The 1,186-nt window shown below is 62.1% G+C and carries 1 protein-coding gene; it reads right to left on the minus strand.

Going from position 1 to position 1,186, the window contains the following annotated elements; translation table 11 throughout:
- Positions 1-16: 16 nt before the first annotated feature.
- Entirely contained in the window at positions 17-967 is a 951-nt protein-coding gene (locus NKH60_RS34915) for an IS110 family transposase (RefSeq protein ID WP_352458931.1), read from the minus strand.
- Positions 968-1,186: the final 219 nt, after the last annotated feature.

Raw genomic sequence — 1,186 nt, forward strand, 5'->3', positions numbered from 1 at the left:
AGAGTATCCGTGTTGGTCAAGGGAGAGATGGTGTCCAGGTCCGATTGTCCCTGAGTAGTGCGTTTGCGAGGATGATGAGCTTTCGCATGATGGCTGTGATGGCGAGTTTTGAGGCTTTGCCGTCGGCCGTGAGCTGGTGGTATTTTGCCTTTAGATCGGGATTGAAGCGCATGGCGACGAGGGCGGGCATGTAGAGTGCCTGTCGGACATTGGCTCGCCCGCCGCGGATGAAGGCGCGGCCGATCCAGTTGCCGGACTGTCGTGCGACGGGAGCGAGGCCTGCGAGGGAAGCAGCCTGACCCTGACCGAGCGTGCCGAGTTCGGGCATTTCGATGAGAAGCGCGAAGGCGGTGATTGCCGAGACGCCCGGGATCGAGACGAGGATAGCGAAGCGACGGGAGAGATCGGGATCGGACTGGATGAGCGCCGTGATCTCCTTTTCGACAGCAGCCATTTGACGTTCGATCTGCCTGAGCTGCTGGGCATTGTGGCGCTTGAGGATGGGAAGGGTTAGCGCCTTGGCCCTGTTCCTCGCCGCCGTCCGGTTCTTCACCAGCGCCTCGCGCGCCATGTGCAGGTCCTTGAGATCATTGAGGATCGGGCTGCGCACCGGTCGTGCTTCGAGGTCGAGAAGAGCGCCCATGCGCGCCAGCATGGCGGCGTCCAGCCGGTCGGTCTTGGCGATCCTGCCGGTGGCCTCGGCGAAGCGCCGGGCTTGGCGTGGGTTGACCTTGACCAGCGCAAGGCCAGCCGCCGCCAGCTTCCGCTCAAAGGCCCGGTGATATGGACCTGTCGGCTCATAGACGATGCGTACGCCGGGCGGGTCCAACCGGCTCGGGCTCAACCAGCTCATGAACGCCTTGTGGCCGCGGCTGTCGTTGGCAAAACGCCGGCTCGCGCCGTCGCTCAGCCTGTGGGCGTCGAGATGGTCTTTCGATATGTCGATCCCGATGGTATCGTTGGTCATCTTTCACTTGTCCTGTGCTTGTCGTTCGGAGCCGAACTCCGGGTATCCGTTCAGGCCTCAAGGGAAAGACGAGGGCGATCCGACTCTAGCTCGACCCGTCAAACGGTCAGCAATTCCACCGATCCGACCCTCGCCGCTGAGGGAGGGCGGCTACCCTCTCTCAGCGTTCCTTTCTGACCCATTCGGCAGCGAAAGTCATAAGACAAGCAATTCCAGGAA

It is taken from the genome of Mesorhizobium sp. M1006 (assembly GCF_040318825.1).
In the GTDB taxonomy this organism is placed as follows: Bacteria; Pseudomonadota; Alphaproteobacteria; order Rhizobiales; family Rhizobiaceae; genus Mesorhizobium.